Source organism: Thaumasiovibrio subtropicus (genome assembly GCF_019703835.1).
Taxonomy (GTDB): Bacteria; Pseudomonadota; Gammaproteobacteria; order Enterobacterales; family Vibrionaceae; genus Thaumasiovibrio; species Thaumasiovibrio subtropicus.
The window spans coordinates 2,708,815-2,726,381 of record NZ_AP023054.1 but is presented as its reverse complement, the minus strand read 5'-3'; the positions used below and the strand labels follow the sequence as shown (position 1 = coordinate 2,726,381).

General features: G+C 47.9%; 15 protein-coding genes. 13 read left to right on the top strand and 2 right to left on the bottom strand.

What is annotated here, in order from left to right; all coding sequences use genetic code 11:
- Window positions 1–57: 57 nt before the first annotated feature.
- Window positions 58–1,080: a UDP-glucose 4-epimerase GalE gene (gene galE, locus TSUB_RS11990; RefSeq protein WP_087017650.1), complete on the top strand. Its 1,023-nt coding sequence runs from the start codon at window positions 58–60 to the stop codon at window positions 1,078–1,080.
- A gap of 65 nt (window positions 1,081–1,145) precedes the next feature.
- Here galE and mnmC read toward each other — a convergent pair whose 3' ends face one another.
- Entirely contained in the window at window positions 1,146–3,167 is a 2,022-nt protein-coding gene (gene mnmC, locus TSUB_RS11985) for a bifunctional tRNA (5-methylaminomethyl-2-thiouridine)(34)-methyltransferase MnmC2/FAD-dependent 5-carboxymethylaminomethyl-2-thiouridine(34) oxidoreductase MnmC1 (RefSeq protein WP_087017648.1), read from the bottom strand.
- Between the two features lie 492 nt (window positions 3,168–3,659).
- Here mnmC and fabB point away from each other — a divergent pair, with 492 nt between their 5' ends.
- Complete coding sequence (fabB, locus tag TSUB_RS11980) at window positions 3,660–4,874, top strand: beta-ketoacyl-ACP synthase I (RefSeq protein WP_087017646.1); 1,215 nt, start codon at window positions 3,660–3,662, stop codon at window positions 4,872–4,874.
- Between the two features lie 192 nt (window positions 4,875–5,066).
- On the opposite strand, the gene TSUB_RS11975 is transcribed toward fabB, so the two are convergent.
- Complete coding sequence (locus tag TSUB_RS11975; protein WP_087017645.1) at window positions 5,067–6,161, bottom strand: glycosyltransferase family 9 protein; 1,095 nt, start codon at window positions 6,159–6,161, stop codon at window positions 5,067–5,069.
- 333 nt (window positions 6,162–6,494) lie between these two features.
- Between TSUB_RS11975 and TSUB_RS11970 the strand changes: the two genes are divergently transcribed.
- The 11 genes from TSUB_RS11970 to TSUB_RS11920 all read left to right on the top strand — a co-directional run bounded on the left by TSUB_RS11970 (window position 6,495) and on the right by TSUB_RS11920 (window position 17,565).
- The gene (locus TSUB_RS11970) at window positions 6,495–7,271 is read left to right on the top strand and encodes a DeoR/GlpR family DNA-binding transcription regulator (RefSeq protein ID WP_087017643.1); all 777 of its coding nucleotides are present in this window, start codon (window positions 6,495–6,497) and stop codon (window positions 7,269–7,271) included.
- 279 nt (window positions 7,272–7,550) lie between these two features.
- Window positions 7,551–7,994 (top strand): PTS sugar transporter subunit IIA, encoded by a 444-nt coding sequence (locus TSUB_RS11965; RefSeq protein ID WP_087017641.1) that lies wholly within the window; start codon window positions 7,551–7,553, stop codon window positions 7,992–7,994.
- Window positions 7,995–8,006: 12 nt separating this feature from the next.
- Window positions 8,007–8,306 carry a PTS sugar transporter subunit IIB gene (locus tag TSUB_RS11960; protein WP_087017639.1) on the top strand — a complete coding sequence of 100 codons (300 nt, stop codon included), beginning with the start codon at window positions 8,007–8,009 and terminating at the stop codon, window positions 8,304–8,306.
- Between the two features lie 161 nt (window positions 8,307–8,467).
- On the top strand, window positions 8,468–9,745 hold the full coding sequence (locus tag TSUB_RS11955; protein WP_087017637.1) for a PTS ascorbate transporter subunit IIC: 1,278 nt from the start codon (window positions 8,468–8,470) through the stop codon (window positions 9,743–9,745).
- An 11-nt stretch (window positions 9,746–9,756) separates the two neighbouring features.
- Window positions 9,757–10,611, top strand: coding sequence for a sugar phosphate isomerase/epimerase family protein (locus TSUB_RS11950; RefSeq protein ID WP_087017635.1), 855 nt, complete (start codon window positions 9,757–9,759; stop codon window positions 10,609–10,611).
- Window positions 10,605–11,243 carry a dihydroxyacetone kinase subunit DhaL gene (gene dhaL, locus TSUB_RS11945; RefSeq protein ID WP_087017634.1) on the top strand — a complete coding sequence of 213 codons (639 nt, stop codon included), beginning with the start codon at window positions 10,605–10,607 and terminating at the stop codon, window positions 11,241–11,243. The genes TSUB_RS11950 and dhaL overlap by 7 nt, the downstream gene beginning before the upstream one ends.
- A gap of 3 nt (window positions 11,244–11,246) precedes the next feature.
- Window positions 11,247–12,248 carry a dihydroxyacetone kinase subunit DhaK gene (locus TSUB_RS11940; RefSeq protein ID WP_087017631.1) on the top strand — a complete coding sequence of 334 codons (1,002 nt, stop codon included), beginning with the start codon at window positions 11,247–11,249 and terminating at the stop codon, window positions 12,246–12,248.
- Between the two features lie 2 nt (window positions 12,249–12,250).
- The gene (locus TSUB_RS11935; RefSeq protein WP_087017630.1) at window positions 12,251–13,195 is read left to right on the top strand and encodes a class II fructose-bisphosphate aldolase; all 945 of its coding nucleotides are present in this window, start codon (window positions 12,251–12,253) and stop codon (window positions 13,193–13,195) included.
- Window positions 13,192–14,547 (top strand): L-fucose/L-arabinose isomerase family protein, encoded by a 1,356-nt coding sequence (locus TSUB_RS11930; protein WP_087017628.1) that lies wholly within the window; start codon window positions 13,192–13,194, stop codon window positions 14,545–14,547. The genes TSUB_RS11935 and TSUB_RS11930 overlap by 4 nt, the downstream gene beginning before the upstream one ends.
- Entirely contained in the window at window positions 14,547–16,763 is a 2,217-nt protein-coding gene (locus TSUB_RS11925; RefSeq protein WP_087017626.1) for a beta-galactosidase, read from the top strand. Before TSUB_RS11930 ends, TSUB_RS11925 begins: the two co-directional genes overlap by 1 nt.
- Window positions 16,756–17,565 carry an HAD-IIA family hydrolase gene (locus tag TSUB_RS11920; protein ID WP_087017624.1) on the top strand — a complete coding sequence of 270 codons (810 nt, stop codon included), beginning with the start codon at window positions 16,756–16,758 and terminating at the stop codon, window positions 17,563–17,565. Before TSUB_RS11925 ends, TSUB_RS11920 begins: the two co-directional genes overlap by 8 nt.
- Window positions 17,566–17,567: the final 2 nt, after the last annotated feature.

The following is a 17,567-nucleotide window of genomic DNA, read 5'->3' as shown; positions in this document are numbered from 1 at the left end:
GTTTTACCTAAATTGTTTAAACTTAGAGTGTTTAAATCATTTGGCTAGGGATTAGAAATGGCGATTTTAGTGACAGGCGGAGCGGGTTATATTGGCTCACACACAGTACTGCAGCTGTTGGAAAAAGGCGAAGAGGTTGTTGTTCTGGATAATCTTTCAAACTCCTCTGAGGTTTCTTTGCAGCGTGTTGAAGCGTTAGCGGGAAAAAGCGTCACTTTTGTCAGAGGCGATATTCTGGATAGGAGTGTATTGCAATCCTTGTTTTCTGAATATCAGATTGAGTCTGTTATTCACTTTGCCGGTTTAAAAGCGGTTGGAGAATCAGTCGAGAAGCCATTGGCGTATTATCAAAACAACGTCACTGGTTCTGCTGTGCTGGTGGAGGAGATGCAGAAAGCAGGTGTCTTTAAGCTAGTGTTTAGCTCTTCAGCAACGGTGTATGGTGACCCTGCATCTGTACCTATTCGTGAGGATTTCCCTGTCGGCGGTACGACTAACCCTTATGGGACCTCGAAGTTGATGGTAGAACAGGTGCTTCGTGATGTTGCGGTATCTGACCCTCGGTTCGCTTTTGTCATTTTACGCTACTTTAATCCGGTTGGTGCTCATGAGTCTGGTCAAATCGGCGAAGATCCGAATGGCATACCGAACAACTTGTTGCCGTATATCTCCCAAGTTGCCATAGGAAAGTTACAACAGCTTGCCGTCTTTGGCGATGATTACCCGACTGCAGATGGTACTGGCGTGCGGGATTATATTCATGTTGTTGATTTGGCTGAAGGTCATTTAAAGGCATTGGAGAAGATTGAAACCACCTCGGGCGTGTTTACCTACAATTTAGGCACCGGAAATGGTTACTCGGTGTTAGAAATGGTGAAAGCGTTCGAGATTGCTTCTCAAGTTTCAGTACCCTACAAGATTGCTCCGCGACGTACAGGCGACATTGCCGAATGTTACGCTGACCCTGCACTAGCTGCTACGGAATTGGGGTGGAAAGCCACTCGCGGTATTGAGGCCATGATGGCAGATACGTGGCGCTGGCAAAGTAAAAACCCGCAAGGTTACCCAGACGCGGAATAATCGATATGCAAAAGAAGACGGAGAACTCAAATGGCTCTCCGTTTTTTATATTCAAGCCAAGACATCTACTCTACGGCTTTTCCTTTCAGAAGTTTACGTACCCACATTCGGCTGGGGTGAAGCGCATCTAGCACCGATTGTGGTAGTGGAAGAGGGTCGCCGCACATTTGTGACGCGAGCAGCTCACCGAGCAAAGGCGCAGAACTTAAGCCTCGAGAGCCCAGCCCGATAAGACAATAAAGATTGTCGAACTGTGCGACATCATTGGCTGCTTCTTGCTGTTTTTGCAGCGTTTGATAGTCATCAATTGCTTTTTGCTTATCACCGAGTGCACCAACAAAAGGAAGATGATCTCGCGTTGCACAACGGATCCCAACACGCGCATCATCGTCACTGAAATCAATTGAGTGTGGCCACTCGAGGTCAGGTAAACAGTTAATCAGGCGTTGTTGATTGTCTTTTTGATGTGATTTGCTGTATTCCAGTGCGGTTTCATTGCGGTCATAACTCGCCCCAATACAATGCTGGTCGTTGTTTGCAGGCGTTAGGTATCCATCATAACAAAGTACGCTTTTCAGTGGGCGCAGTTGTGAGTTGGTCGGAATATGGCTTACCTGTCCACGCACTGGGTAGGCTGGAAGTGTCTCCGATTGAGAAAACTGAGTAAACGCATGACCATTGGCGACAATGACATGAGAATGGACAAATCGTTGCTCTTTGCCAACGAGGTGCCAGTTTTCGTCATCGGCTTCTAGATCCTGTATCTCAACGTTTTTCAGTGTGATAAGGCTTGACCCATTTTGCTGCGACAAACTTGCAGCTAAGTTCATTGTGGCATGCGTTAGTTGTTGCGGACAGACCCAGCCACCCAAAGGATAATGGATAGATTCACAGCCGACCTTAATACCAGCGACCTGTTCTGTTTGATGAATATCCAACCCATGAACCAATTGAGGGTCAAATTGACCATCTAGCAGTTTGTTGAGCTTACTCTTTGCCTTGTCATCATATTTGAGCTGGGTAACACCGCACCAGGCATGTTGGTAGGGTATCTTCGCATTCACTTGCTCACCAAGCTGTCGTGCATAAATAAACGCGGTCGAAAAAAAACGAGAAATCGCATTAAACTGATTGTTGAGAAGGGGATACACAGCGCCTTGTCGGTTGCCGGACGCGCCATTGGCCAACTGTGAGTCTTTGCAATAAATGGTGACATTGATGCCGCGCCGCGCAAGAGACAAGGCTGTGGTTGCGGATGCGATGCCGCCGCCAATAATGGCGACATGGCTATTCGCATCTAACGTTGATGGAGGTATCGCATACCACGGCGCATGTGATGCCGCCTGTGTCCGCGAGTCTAGGGTGCCAGCTAGCATCTCTCGCTTAGTGCCAAAGCCTTTTACCTTTTTCATGGTAAAGCCTGCCTCAATCAAGCCACGGCGTACAAATCCAGCGGCGGTAAATGTCGCTGTTGTGCACGCTTTTCGCCCAAGTCGTGCCATTTGGTTAAACACCGTTTGGCTCCACATCGCCTCATTTTTACTCGGCGCGAAGCCATCGAGAAACCAGCAATCGACAATCCCGTCTTTTCCTGTCCATACCTGAGGCAAGCAGTCCTGAATATCGCCAAACCATAAATCAAGGGTGATCAATCCGTCTTCCAGAACGATGCGATGACAGTCGGCGACGGCAGGTGGGTAGTGAGCCTGAAGTTGCGTCGCTAGCTCGGCCAATTCAGGCCATGCTTGATGGGCTTTTACGAGGTCATCTAAGGTGACAGGGAACTTCTCGAAACTAATGAAGTGGAGTTCTTTAATCTTGGCTTCTGGATGATTTTCACGAAACTGCTTAAATGCTTGCCATACAGCGAGAAAATTGAGCCCGGTACCAAATCCCGTTTCACCGATAACAAAACGGCGTTGCTCACCTGATTCCCATCGCTGTGGTAGTTGATTTTGCGTGATAAACACATAGCGCGACTCTTCAAGTCCGTTGTGATTGGAAAAGTAGACATCGTCAAAGGCGTTTGAGACTGGTGTGCCGTTGTCGTTCCAATCGAGTTGGGCATGGTCAATTCGAGTGTTCACTGCAAAATCCTAACATTCGGAGGGGGAGATAGGCGCGAATGATACCAAACTCTCATTCGTAGCCAGAGTATTTTTCTATTCTTGTTTATACTCAAGCCACCTCAAGATGCAGGATGAAGCGGACTAGCGTATCGAAGTCAAGGTAACGATACCAAGGTAAAGGTATAAAGGAATGGCTTTCCCTTTCAAATACCTTTAACGCAGAAATCGGGGCGCCAGGCGCTTCCCTCTGGGCGAGTTTTCTAGGCTCGTCATCTTTGTTACGGCTTTTTGATTTAGTCCACTAGACCTTCAAAGCAGTGTCTTGCTGATAAACCTAGAAATTCTCACTGAACAAGCATCCTGAGGTGATTTGAGACTATAGGCTAAAGATCTGGTATATGAATTTACTGACAATGTGAGGTGAGTTTTGTCGCATAACACGGAAAGCTGACCACTTATTCAAGGTAAAGCCGTTATCATGCACGGCGTTGTTGAAATTAGGGAATTATCATGAAAAGAGCTGTAATCACAGGCATGGGTATCGTATCCAGCATCGGTAACAACGTGAAAGAGGTGCTGGCGTCTCTTAAAGAGGGCAAGTCTGGGATCAACTTCTCTGAGCAGTTCGCGGAAATGAAACTGCGCAGTAATGTTTGGGGTGATCTGAAACTCAACCCTGCGGAGCACATTGACCGCAAAATCATGCGATTCATGGGTGATGCGGCAGGTTACGCATACCTTTCTATGGAGCAAGCAATCGAAGACGCGGGTCTAACGGAAGAGCAAGTATCGAATTTCCGTACAGGTCTTGTTGCAGGCTCAGGCGGTGCATCTGCCGTTAACCAAAAAACAGCGACAGACACAATGCTGGAGCGCGGTGTGCGTCGTATCGGTCCATACATGGTTCCACGCACCATGTCTTCAACGGTATCAGCCTGTCTTGCTACGCCTTTCAAAATTAAAGGTGTTAACTACTCAATCAGTTCAGCATGTGCGACATCTGCACACTGTATTGGTCACGCACTAGAACTTATCCAGTTGGGTAAACAAGATGTTGTCTTCGCTGGTGGTGGTGAAGAGCTCGATTGGACACAAACCATCATGTTTGATGCAATGGGCGCACTCTCAACCAAATACAACGACAATCCAAAAGCCGCATCACGCACTTATGACGCAGATCGCGATGGCTTCATCATCTCTGGTGGTGGCGGTATTCTCGTTATCGAAGAACTCGAGCATGCGAAAGCGCGTGGTGCGAAGATCTACGGTGAAATCATCGGCTATGGTGCAACTTCTGACGGTTACGACATGGTAGCACCATCAGGTGAAGGTGCCGTGCGTTGTATGCAAATGGCGATGCAAGATTTCGAGGGTGATGTTGATTACATCAACACGCACGGTACGTCTACGCCAGTGGGTGACACCAAAGAGCTTGGTGCGATTCAAGAAGTGTTTGGTGATAAGTCACCGGCTATTTCAGCAACTAAAGCAATGACAGGTCACGCATTAGGTGCTGCAGGTGTACATGAAGCAATCTACTCAACCTTGATGCTAGAAAACAACTTCGTTGCTCCAAGCATCAATATCGACAACCTAGACGAAGCTGCTGCGGGCTTAGACATTGTCACTGAAACTCGCGAAGCAGAGCTTAAGACCGTGATGTCAAACAGCTTCGGCTTTGGCGGTACGAACGCGACCTTGCTCATCAAGAAGTACGAAGACTAACTTTAGACGTCTTTTCAATTACTCACAGCCATTGAACTTCAATGGCTGTTCTTTTTCCAGGTGTTGGTAGCGTAAGCTTATCAACAAAACAGACGCTCGTTATCTGCTGGGTGAAAACCATCAAGGAAGATAACGTTTTTTCCTGGACACGCCCCGGCTATTGGCCGGGTTTTTTGTTTCTGCTTTTGGGTGTTAAGCGCGGCGCTTATCTTCTTGCTGGCTCTGTGAAATGAGTGTTTGAGCCTTCCCTAGTAATTCATTGAGATCAAGATCTTGGGTATCGATCTCTACACCAGGCGCTTTGTCTTGTCGAATAAACGTCACGTCGCTGAAGAAGGCGCTGGGTGGCCACTGATGATAGTTGTCCATATCGTAGCGGTAGATGCCCAACGTGGGGGTATTCAACGCGCCTGCCATGTGTATGACGGCGGTATCAGGCGAAATACATAACGCGGAGACACTGAGTAAATATAAAGTATTGCTAATGCTCGGTGTAATATCTGGTAGGTAAATCGATGGATGATTTAGACTTGAAGTTACGTCATGCAAAAATGCCATTTTATCTGGCGTCGGTATGAGGATAATTTGATGATGCTTAAATTTGTTAGCCAAGTTGTCTAAAAAATAAATTGCCGCTTTTTTACTGAAAGTTCTTTCAATATTAGCACCAAATAAATTGACACAAATAATATCTCTCTTTTGAATAACCTTCCCTGACATCTGGTGGTTATTGTAATCAGGAACGGGTAATGGCATTGGCTCTTTATCGCCAGTAAATAGCGCTGCCAGTTCAATATAGCGTTGTTGAAAATTCAGGGTTGTGAGTTGCTGATTGAACGTTTTAAAATCGTTCTGCTGATAGCCAATATTCATACTGGCCTTCAACACGCGCATCGCATGCAATGTTTGATGGCTCAATCGGCATGAGAGCTCAGCGACCGCGTCAAACCTCCCCTGATGTTCGCGCAGTGTTTTAAGTGCACGCTTGTTTTTACCTTCGACAAGCACAAACTCGACATTACCAATGTGTTTAAGCCACTGGTAGGCAGATTGAGTTGTGATGATGGTGATTTTGATATCAGGGCGATATCTATTTAACTGCTGAATGAATGCGCCGCTAACAATAGAGTCACCAAGTTTCCCATCCCAACGTAATAACGCAATGGATGTGATCTCTTTGGTAGAAATTGCTTTTTTTCTTGTTAATAGGTTGGTAATGAAATCTATTATTTTCAAGCGCGCAAAGCGCCGCCATTGATGGAAACGGTCAATGTTTACTAAGGTCATGTGCTGAGTACCACTTAAAACAACGGCATGATTATGCGTTAAACAAACCAGTAGGCAATGAAATTTTTATTTTTATGGTTGAGTTTTAGTTTATTTTTAGATTAATGTAAATTGTCTTTTAATATAGTGTTCAGAGTGATTCTTTTTATTAATGCTTAATATTAATATTATTGAGTTTCGTGTTGTTCGCTGTCTCTCTTCGCTAGGATAACGAAGGTTGTCTTTGATAGTGAAGGTTTGTGCTTTGCCCTGTGATTTTGGTTGATGGTCTTGACTTTTTATCCTGCTCGTCGTTTCATTTGAACATTCAATTGAAGTTAGGATGTTGCTGAGATGGATGATGACAAGTTATCGCTTAGGCAAAAGCAAATTTGCCAGTTACTAGAGGAAAAGGAGAAGTTGCACACTGATGATCTCGCTGACCATTTCTCCGTTTCCACGCAGACAATTCGCCGTGATATCAATCTGCTTTGCGAGATTGGTGTCGCAAGGCGCTATTTTGGCGGCATCACAAAGAACAACCAGTTTAGCAATAAGCCTTTCTTTGAGCGTCAAGCGACAAACTATGAGACGAAAACGGTCATTGCCGAGCGGCTCGTAGAGGATATTGGTGCAGGTACCAGCCTCTTTCTGGGCTTCGGTACAACTGCCGAGTGTGTTGCACAGGCATTGCTACAACACCAAGATCTCCGTGTTATCACCAACAACATTTCTGTGGCCAGTATTTTGTCGCAAGCCCCGGCCATCGAGGTGGTGGTGGTGGGAGGAGTGCTACGCCATGCGGATAAAGATTTGGTGGGGTACAGCACGATCAATGCCTTTCAACAGTTCAAAGCTGATTACGCAGTGGTCAGCTGCGGTAGCATGGATATTGATGATGGGATCTATGATTATGATATCAGTGAAGCGGATGTCACCCGATGCCTTATTGCGCAAGCGAGCCATACTTTGCTGATCACCGATAGCAGTAAATGGGTAAGGCGATCACAAGTAAAAATAGCCGCATGGTCTTCAGTTCATTGTCTTTACACGGACTACATTGAGCCAGATAAAGTTGAGATGCTGATGCGAGATGGTGTGCGATGTATATCCGTTAATGACCCCGCCTAATACCGTATAAGAATTGAATAAAATGGCAGCCAATCAGGGCTGCCATTTTTTATCAATATCCATTGCTGTTTTCATTTTTAGTATTTATATTGCTCATTTGAGCAATTTTGAGCTTCCTGTCACTATTTTTTGTTTCAAATGAGCAAAAATGAAGGGGTTAATCACGTAATTTAAATGTGGGAATAGTTTCCTGTTATGGACGATATATAGTCTTTTCTAGACAAATAAGAAAGAAACAACAGATTTACTCACACCCTACAGTGCAAAGGTAATCGAAGCATGCTGAAAGACTACATCGATGAACACGTTGTTCAATTGAATGCTCAAGTGAGCGGCTGGGAACACGCTGTGCGAACAGCGGGACAACTGTTATTGGACACAAACCAAGTTGAACAAGCCTATGTTGACGGAATGGTGGATGCAATTAAGGAGTTAGGCCCCTACGTTGTCATTGCTCCGGGTATTGCTTTTGCGCATGCAAGGCCAGACAGCAGCGTGAAAAAAGATTGTATCAGTGTGCTGACGTTAGATACGCCGGTCGAGTTTGGTTCTGCAGAGAACGATCCGGTCGATACTGTGTTTGCGTTTGGGGCAACCAGTAAAGATTGCCATATGTCAGTGCTAACAAATCTGTGTGAGTTCTTATCTGATGACGACAACCTCACCTTTCTGCGCGAAACCGATAACAAAGCGCAGTTGGTTGAGAAAATGTGTGAATACTAAAAGGTGAAAATCATGTCTAAGAAACTAAAAATTGTCTCTGTCTGCGGTTTTGGTGTTGGTAGTAGCCTCATCCTGAAAATGACCATTGATAAAGTCGTAAAAGCTCATGGTATAGATGCCGAAGTTAACCCGGTTGATGTGACCTCGGTATCCGATGGCATTGCAGATCTTGTCTTCACCTCTAATGAGATCGGTGGCCAGATGCGCGACAAAGTCACCTGTCCGGTCATTGTTATTGATAACTTTATGGATGACAAAGAAGTCGCCGCTAAAGGGCTTGATGTGATCCAAGAGATTCTCGCCACCGCTTAAAATCCTGAGCCCAAATGGCATGACCAACCCGTCACTACATCAGCGGATTCGGTGACGTTGACGGAGTTGGCGCTAAGTGTTTGGGCTTCCTCTCTCTTTTCGTTGTTTTGGCCTGATTTTAGGTCATGGCTTCGTATTGCCTGAATTCAGGGGAAATAGGCATGGACACCATATTAACTATGCTTCTTGAGCTGATTAGAGACCCAGCTATTTTCATTGGTCTTATTGCAATGGCGGGTTTGATTCTGCAAGGCCAATCGGCATCGGCAGTGATCAAAGGCACAGTCAAAGCCATTGTGGGCATGTTGATACTGCTTGAAGGGGTGAGTTTTATCATCCGCGGTATTGACCCGCTAGCCCAAGCGTTCACGACACTGTTTGCTATCGAAGATGTCGCGTATGAAGGCGCGGCTTTAGCTAATTTTGGCGACTTTATTGCGGAGTTTGGGACAGAAATCGGCATCGTTATGTTGCTGGGGTTTGTCTTTAACATCGTGATAGCGCGCTACACCCGTTTTAAGTCTATTTACCTCACCGGCAATGTACTCTACTGGTTCGCCATGATCTTTGTTGCCATGGGGGTAGAAGCGGAAATTAATGGCTTAGCGTTAATCGTGTTTGCGACGATTTTCCAAGTAGCCTACGTGGTAATTTCGCCAGCGATTGCAAGGCCATTAGTGAAGGAACTAACGGGTAATGACGGATTTACGATAGGGCACACTGCGACCATATTCTGCGCCTTGGGTGCGTTCATCGGCAAGTTTGTTGGTGATCCTAATAAGTCGACGGAAGACATTAATGTCCCGCCAGCGTTAGATTTTTTCCGCGAAACAACCGTGACCTCGGGTTTGGTGGTGGCGGCTGTCTACTTCATTGTTGGTCTCGTCATTGGTGCAGAAGCACGTGCTGACATCTTCGGTGAACAAATATTGCTCAGTTTCGCCATTATTCAGGGTCTCACCTTTGCGGCGGCAATGGTGATTATTCTGCAAGGTGTGCGAATGATGCTGAATGAGATTGTGCCTGCATTTAAAGGGATCTCGGACAAACTCGTGCCGGGTGCCATTCCCGCCTTAGATATCCCATTAATTTTCCCTTACGGACAGAACGCGTTGCTGATTGGCTTTGTGGTCTCGATGATCAGCTCGATCGCCACTCTGTTCTTCTTGAGCAGCTCCGGTTATTTGGCTTACGCCATTATCCCATTGACGATTGCCTGCTATTTCGATGTCGCACCGGGCGCGATTTTTGCGAACAAACGCGGTGGTATCAAAGCGGCGGTGCTAACGAGCGCGATTGGTGGCATCACATTGATGCTCCTCGTGGCCTTTACCATTCCTATGCTCGCGAGCACAGTTGGCAACTTCCTCATGTTGTATGGCGGCAATGAATTCTCGTTGTGGGCAGGGATTGCTAGTTTGTTTGCTGGTTTGTTCTAGGGGAGAAGGTTATGAAGTTTGGTATTCATTTATCGACCTTGACTAAGCAATGGGGTGACGACCTGTTCAGCCTGATGCCGAAAGTCAAAGCGCTGGGCTATGACGGGGTCGAGTTTCCGCTCATGTCCCCTGAGACCTTCGACATCGAAACCGCCAAAAAAGCGCTCGAAGATAACGGACTGCAGTGTACTTGTGGCACGGGTTTGCACCCAGAAGCCGATATCACCTCTGCGGATCCGCAGCGCCACGCGAATGGCGTCCAGCGTTTAAAAGCCTGTATCGATATTTGTGAGCAGCTTGGCTCAGATACCTTAGCTGGGGTCATCTATGCACCTTGGGGGGTGTTTACCTCGCGCCAAGCAGGTGCCGCCGGCATTGAGCGCAGTCTGGCGACATTAAGAGAGCTTGGCGATTATGCCGCGGCGCGCAATGTGACGTTAGCGATGGAAATTCTTAATCGCTATGAGTCTTCCTTTGTGAATACGGTGGAAGAAGGGCTGATGTATATGGCCCGCATTGACCATCTGAATGTACGCCTTCATCTCGATACTTTTCATAGTTTTATTGAAGAAAAAGACTTAAGTGCAGCAATACATCGTGGCGGTGAGTTTATCCATCATGTGCACCTTTGCGAAAACACGCGGGGCATTCCGGGAACCGGGGCGATTGATTGGCAAGGCGTCAAGGCTGCACTACAAGCGATTAATTATGACCGCTGGCTAACGATTGAAAACTTCGTTATGCCCGATTGCGAGGTGGGCGAGGCTACCTTTATTTGGCGCCATGTTGAAACCGATGGTTGGGCAGCAGCTCAAGGTGGAATTGCCTTTATGCAACAGCAGTTTAGTGAGGAACAGACATGTTAAAAGCGACGGAAGTACGTGCGTTATTGATCGACATTGCGGAAATGTTTATCGCTAAGAAAGAAGAGTTGTCCGATTACGATTCGGTGATTGGCGATGGCGATCACGGCTTCACCATGGCGCGTGGTGCCGAAGCCGCCAAATTGAAAATGTTGGAAATGGACGCGGCCAGTTGTCGCGACTACTTCAAAGTGTACGGCAGAACTTTAATCTCCACATTAGGCGGCGCGATGGGGCCACTCTATGGCAGTGTTTTTTTAGAGCTATCAAAAGCGTGCAGAGGAAAAACGGAAGTTGGGCTAAAAGAGTTTGCGGAAGGGTTCGTCAACGCGCACCAAAAAGTGACGGATCTTGGCGGGGCAAAACCGGGAGACAAAACCATGGTTGATGCCATGGTGCCTGCGGCTTTGGCTTTGGTCGACGCGGAACAAAATGCGCGTTCACTGTTAGCCGGTTTTGATGCTGCTGTGCTTGCGGCTAACGAAGGTGTGCAATCGACGATTCCCCTTATCGCTAAACGCGGTCGGTCGCGTTACTTACAACAAAAAGCCATCGGTCATCAGGATGCGGGCGCAACGTCGTTTAGCTATCTGATCCACACCATTCATCAGTTTATTGCTCGTCGGGAGGCCTAAATCATGGTAGCAAAAAAGTTTGTTAACGCACCGGAAGCGATCGTTGCTGAAACCTTAGCGGGTTTTACTGCGGCCTATCCAGAAACCGTCCGCTTATTACCCGGCACGCAAACCGTTGTACGTAGTCAGCGAAAAGCTTCGGATAAAGTGGCGGTGGTGATCGGTAACGGTGCTGGGCATGAACCCGCGTGTATCGGTTTTGTTGGTGAGAACATGCTGGATGCCAATATCTGTGGTGGTTTGTTTGCCGCTCCAGGGCCAGACCCGCTACGTGATGCCGTTGAAATGATGGACAGTGAGGCGGGTGTCTGTGTACTGATTTCGAATCATGCAGGTGACGTGCTGAATTCGAAAATGGCACTTGATATGGCAGAAGACGATGATCTTCGTTGTAAAGGCGTCATCTTGTACGACGACATTGCCTCTGCTCCCAAGGGAGAAGAGCATGAACGTCGTGGCACTGCAGGCACCTTGTTCAACTACAAGATAACCGGTACCTATGCAGATCAAGGGCATGACCTTGAGGCGGTCTGCGCAATGGCTGAGCGAGTAAGGGACAATACGAGAACCCTCACCGTGGCGTCGATACCGGGTACCTCCCCTGTCACAGGAAAGCCCATGTTTGAAATTGCCGACGATGAAGTTGAGATTGGCATTGGCGTTCATGGTGAAGCCGCAGCACATAATATGAAGCTCAAAAGCGCGGCCGAAGTTGCGAAGGTGATGACGGAATCCCTCTTGGAGGATGGCGAATACCGTGCGGGTGATGAACTCGCAGTGATCGTCAATGGCTGCGGTCAGACCACGTATATGGAACTGCTGATTTTCTTTAATGACGTCAACCAGATCCTTAAGTCGCGTGGCATCGCGTCGGTGAAGCCAGCGATTGGCAACTTCATCACAACACAGGAGATGGGGGGCATTGCGTTGTCCTTCTGTCGTGTGGATGACACCTTGAAAGCGCTTTGGCTTGCCCCTTCAACTGCGATTGGCTTTGGGTGGTAAGCATGAAGGAGAATCGATTACAGCGATTGCTGGATCAAGCTGAGCAACATAATTCCGCGCTGGTGGCTGTCAATGTCAGCAATGTGGAGACCATCAAAGCGGCACTACATGCAGCAGAATCAACGCAAACCGCATTGATTTTGCAAGTTGCCCCGTTACAGCTGGACTTTCAAGGCATCGATTATGATGAGTTTGTCGAGTTGGTGAGCGTATTGGCTAGACGACACAATGTTGACTATGCCCTGCACCTCGATCATGCAGAAGAGGTTGAGCACTGCCTGCGAGCCATCGATGCTGGGTTCGACTCAGTGATGTTTGATGGTTCAAAGCAAAGCTATGACCAGAACCTTCAAGGTACAAAGGCCGTTTGCTATGCCGCACACCGAAAGCAGGTTTTAGTTGAGGCTGAACTGGGTCGGGTGCTGGGTAATGAAGCGGGAAGCGATGAGCCGTCACTGGACGATGTCTATACAGATCCGCAATTAGCGAAAGCGTTTGTCGAGGAAACCCAAGTTGACTTACTCGCTGTCGCGATTGGCAATGCACATGGCTTCCATGTTGGCCCCCCTAAGCTCGATTTTGAACGCTTAAACCAAATACGCTTGTCCATTTCACGCCCCATTGTGCTTCACGGCGGTACAGGGATACCCGTTGATGATATTCGCCAGTCTATCGCTCTCGGTGTTCGAAAAATCAATTATTTTACAGAGCTCGATAGCACCTTTATGAACGCGATTAAGCAAGAGGCAAAGGAGAACCCATCGGCATTGATGATTCAAAGCTTCGCAAAAGCGCAGCGCGCGCTTAGCGATGACATCATCGCCAAGATGACCTATTGCAGCAGTGCCATTTTGGGGAAAGCGACCACCCCTCTCGCATCAACATCTTCAAACGCCTACCAACCGCATGTGACCGCCAGTGCGCAGACAGAAGAGGTAATCGCATGACAATGAAAGTTGCCCACTTATCGTTGGGTTTCCCGAATTTTCGCTTTGATATTGCCCAGCAATATTTGACTGAAAACAGTGCATTTCTGCGCCAGCGTGACGATATTCAGTTGCTGTCAGAAGCAGAGATACTGATTGATGAGCAGCAAGCGCGTCAGGCGATTGACCGACTTGCCGCAAAGCAGCCCGAACTGGTGTTAGTGGAGTGTGGCACCTACAGCTTCGGCAGTGTCATGATGTACTTGATCGAGACGTTTCGCCATACCCCGATGATGCTCATTGGCTACCGTGAACCCCTGCTTGAGGGTGACATCAGCCTACCGCTCAACTCCTTGTGCGGCGTGAACATGTTCGCGAGCTTTATGAAGAAAGTCGGCAAGACATTCAGTTATTGCTACGGCACGCGCGAAGAAAACCTGCCCGCCATCGACAGAACAATCAAGGCCGTAAAAGTGCGCAGTCGTTTCCGTAGAGCGCGTTTTTGCTTAGTGGGAGGCCGTGTGCCTGGGTTCTATCTTTCGAATGTCGATGAGCTCAACTTCCGCGATCGTCTTGGCGCTGAAATCATCTACTACGACTTGTCGACGTTGATCCGTGATGCGAAAGCGATAGAAAACACACGCGTGGATACTGCGGTTGAGGGTTTTCGCGCTAGCGTGGCGCAGTGCTTGGTCAGTGATGACATTTTAGAAAAATCGGCACGTGTCTATCTCGCGCTGATGGATTTCAAAGCGGCGCAAGGTATTGATGGTTTTGCAATTAAGTGTTGGCCAGAGTTTCAGTCCGAATACCAGTTCAGTGTATGTGGCGTGGTATCGCGATTGAACAATGAAGGCATCATGACAGCCTGTGAGGGCGATATTGCTGCCTTGGCGACTATGTTCATTCATCACTCCCTGTATCAAACGCCCTGTTTTCTTGCTGACCTCGTCAATGTCAATGAAGTGGGACACCTCAAGGCGTGGCACTGTGGTCCTGCCGCACCTCAACTGGCACGATTTAGAGAGGAAACGGCCTACACCACGCACCCAACCATCAAGCAAGGCATTGGGATGGCGGCAGAATTTCGATTGCAGTTGGGGCGTGTCACTATGCTCAAGCTGCATGAGACATCACATGGCTATCAGTTGTTTACCGCGATGGGCACAGGCGTAGAAGAAGACAGACCACTTTGCGCAAACCAATTGGACATTCAGCCAGATGTGCCAGCCGAAGCGATCCTCGACACGATCATGGCGGCGGGGATCGAACACCACTATGTGATTTCTTACAGCGACGATTTGCCGCTGATTAAAGAGGTGGCGAAGTGGTTACATCTCGATTTATTGCTCTGCGGTGGAGAACAAAAATAATGACACAGTCGTCTTTTCTATATGGTGCGGGTTATTACCCGATGATGCATAGCCGAGAAGAGTGGGAACATGACCTGCAATTAATGCATGAAGCAGGGATAAAACTGATTCGCACCGCGGAGATCTTTAACAGCTGGGATCGTATAGAGCCGGAACCGGGGCAGTATGATTTCGACTTTTTAGATGCGTTTTTTGACCGATGCCACGCCTATGGCATGAAGATTTTACTTGGCACAGGCACCTGCTCCCCACCATTCTGGCTGACGAAAGAGTACCCAGATGTCAATTTGCTGAGTAGCAGCGGTAAACAATACCCAAATAACGTCTCTTACACTTGGGCGTGCCCTGACCATACTGGATTCCGTCGTGAAGCCGAGCGCTATATTCAGGTGCTCGTTAATCGCTACAAAGATCATCCCGCTCTGGGTTACTACCAAATCCACAATGAAATCAGCATGCCGTTCATGCCGGTTGATGGCAGTGATGTGGCGCTGTATTGCTATTGCGAGCACTCAGTGAAGGCGTTCCAGTCTTGGTTGAAAAACAAGTATGTCACCCTCGATGCACTGAATCACGCTTATCGCTGGGGGGCAACCAATACGGTGCATACAACGTGGGAGGAGATTCAGCCTCCGAAGGTGAAATGTACCGGATGGTCGAGTGTGACGCGTTGGATGGACTGGCGTCTGTTCTGGATGGAAAACCTGGTCAACTTTATTGGTTGGCAGCATGAGTTAATTAAAACGTTAGATACCGAGCACCCGACGACGGCCAATATCTTTTTCTTGAAATCACAAGATCCTTTGGGGGTATTGACCGCCTTAGATCAATTCGAGATGAGTAAAGTTGTCGACATCATTGGTTATGACCTTTACCCCGGTAGCGGTGACAAGTTAGAAACCACGCCTGAATTTGCCTCGATGTTCCTCGATATGGCGCGCAGTACAGTACGCCCGCTTAATCGCGATTATTGGCTAATGGAAACAGAAAGTGGCCCAATCAATGGGTGGTTGCTCGGCCCAAGCCGAAATGTGAAAGGCTTCGATATTGAAAGAAATATCACTGAAGCCATTGCCCATGATGCCAAGATGACCCTGTTCCAAGGCTGGCGAGAGTGGGAGTTTCAGCCATTACATTGGGGGGCGATTGTTGATCTTAAAGGCAATCCAACATCACGTACCCCTTCCGCCAACTGGGTGGGAGAGCATGTCAATGCCAAAGGGGCAGAGATCATGGATCTCACCACGGGCAAAGGCAAAGTGGCGATCTTGATGTCAAAAGAGAATGCCATCGTCGCCAATGGTGTGGATCAAGAAGCGTTTTTAGTAAAAGCACTGCGCGGCGCGTATCGGGTGTTGTGGGAGCAGCAGTTCAACATCGACTTTGTGACGCCGGAGCTTGTGAAGTCGGGTTATGCCAATGATTATCAAGCGATCCTGATGCCTTTCATGACGGTCATTGATCAACCCTTAAGTACGGCACTGGCACGCTACGTAGAACAAGGTGGTTTACTGGTCGGCTCAGCGCGTTGTGGCATGCTAGGTCGCAATGGTTGGTACAACACGGATATCCCGTGTCACGATTTACAGTCTGTGTTTGGTATTCACGCTTTTGATGCCTACGCCAACGTCAAACCGATTGTGAGCTTTAAAGGCCATAACTATCCCGGTCACTGGCATAAGGAAGAGATCACCCCATTGGCAGAGGATGTCGAGGTACTAGGACGTTTTATTGATGACTCTCCGGCGATCACCTTGAATCAGTACGGCCAAGGTCAAGCACTCTATTTTGGTACCCATGCCGATGTGGCGCACTTAGAAGATAACTCACGCTTGATGTGGGATGTGTTGCGCTATGTCTTTGAGAAAAATGCGATTCAGCCCACATTGCACCTTGATTACGTCAATCGTAAAGATAAAGAGATCGATGGGCATTGGTTGACGTTGAAACCAGAAGCGACCCGAGATGCCGATTATGGCGTTGTGATGGTGACCAACTATGTGCGTGAAGACTTCACCAGCTTCTTTATCGGCGGCAAGAAAACCGTTCGCTTCTCACTGGCGGTAGAAAAAGCCGTTGAGAGAATTACGGACTATCTCAGCGGTGAAGAGGTGCCATTTACGCAGTCTGCGGAAAAGGTCGCGTTCGAGAAAACCGTCTCCAAAAACAAAGTGATGATACTGAAAGTGACATTCTCAGGAGGTAAGCATGACTAAATCGATTCAAGATGTCGGCTGTTTCTTACTTGATATGGACGGCACGATTTATCTAGGAGATAAGCTTATTGAAGGGGCTGCAGAGTTTCTGAATGCGCTTACCGAGCAAGGCAAGCAGTTTATCTTTCTGACCAATAACTCCTCTAAAAATCGTGATAACTATCAGCAGAAACTCGCCAATCTAGGTATTGAGGTTGAGAAGGAGACGATTTTTACGTCAGGCGAAGCGACGACCATTTACTTGCAAGAGTCGAACTTTGGCAAGAAGGTGTTCTTGTTGGGCAACGCATCGTTACGGGATAGCTTTGTTGACGCCGGCTTTGAACTGGTTGATGGCGAAGAAAAGCCGGACGTTGTGGTACTGGGCTTTGATACCACAATGACTTACGACCGCGTTTGGCAAGCATGTGACTGGATCATCGAAGGTGTCCCTTATGTGGCGACGCACCCTGATTTTGTTTGTCCGCTTGCGGGTGGCAAGGTGATGCCAGATACCGGAGCCATGATAGAGATGATTGAAGCGACGACGGGCAAGCGTCCTTATGTGGTGGGTAAACCTAACGCCGCGATGATTGATGCACTGTGTCAAAAATATCAGCTCGAAAAAGGCAGTTTAGCCATGGTCGGAGATCGCATTTATACCGATGTGAAAATTGGTAAAAATGCCAACATCACCTCTTGTCTGGTACTCAGCGGCGAAACCAAGGCGGAAGATGTCGAGACAAGCCATATCCAACCTGACTATGTTTTCGGCTCTGTCGACGACATTCGGCGTCGCTTAGCAGCGCCTGTACCTGCCTAAAT

Excerpts from the sequence above, each read along its gene's own strand:
- galE (WP_087017650.1), top strand. The coding sequence starts at position 58 with ATGGCGATTTTAGTGACAGGCGGAGCGGGTTATATTGGCTCACACACA.
- fabB (WP_087017646.1), top strand. The coding sequence starts at position 3,660 with ATGAAAAGAGCTGTAATCACAGGCATGGGTATCGTATCCAGCATCGGT.
- TSUB_RS11975 (WP_087017645.1), bottom strand. The coding sequence starts at position 6,161 with ATGACCTTAGTAAACATTGACCGTTTCCATCAATGGCGGCGCTTTGCG.
- TSUB_RS11970 (WP_087017643.1), top strand. The coding sequence starts at position 6,495 with ATGGATGATGACAAGTTATCGCTTAGGCAAAAGCAAATTTGCCAGTTA.
- TSUB_RS11965 (WP_087017641.1), top strand. The coding sequence starts at position 7,551 with ATGCTGAAAGACTACATCGATGAACACGTTGTTCAATTGAATGCTCAA.
- TSUB_RS11960 (WP_087017639.1), top strand. The coding sequence starts at position 8,007 with ATGTCTAAGAAACTAAAAATTGTCTCTGTCTGCGGTTTTGGTGTTGGT.
- TSUB_RS11955 (WP_087017637.1), top strand. The coding sequence starts at position 8,468 with ATGGACACCATATTAACTATGCTTCTTGAGCTGATTAGAGACCCAGCT.
- TSUB_RS11950 (WP_087017635.1), top strand. The coding sequence starts at position 9,757 with ATGAAGTTTGGTATTCATTTATCGACCTTGACTAAGCAATGGGGTGAC.
- dhaL (WP_087017634.1), top strand. The coding sequence starts at position 10,605 with ATGTTAAAAGCGACGGAAGTACGTGCGTTATTGATCGACATTGCGGAA.
- TSUB_RS11940 (WP_087017631.1), top strand. The coding sequence starts at position 11,247 with ATGGTAGCAAAAAAGTTTGTTAACGCACCGGAAGCGATCGTTGCTGAA.
- TSUB_RS11935 (WP_087017630.1), top strand. The coding sequence starts at position 12,251 with ATGAAGGAGAATCGATTACAGCGATTGCTGGATCAAGCTGAGCAACAT.
- TSUB_RS11930 (WP_087017628.1), top strand. The coding sequence starts at position 13,192 with ATGACAATGAAAGTTGCCCACTTATCGTTGGGTTTCCCGAATTTTCGC.
- TSUB_RS11925 (WP_087017626.1), top strand. The coding sequence starts at position 14,547 with ATGACACAGTCGTCTTTTCTATATGGTGCGGGTTATTACCCGATGATG.
- TSUB_RS11920 (WP_087017624.1), top strand. The coding sequence starts at position 16,756 with ATGACTAAATCGATTCAAGATGTCGGCTGTTTCTTACTTGATATGGAC.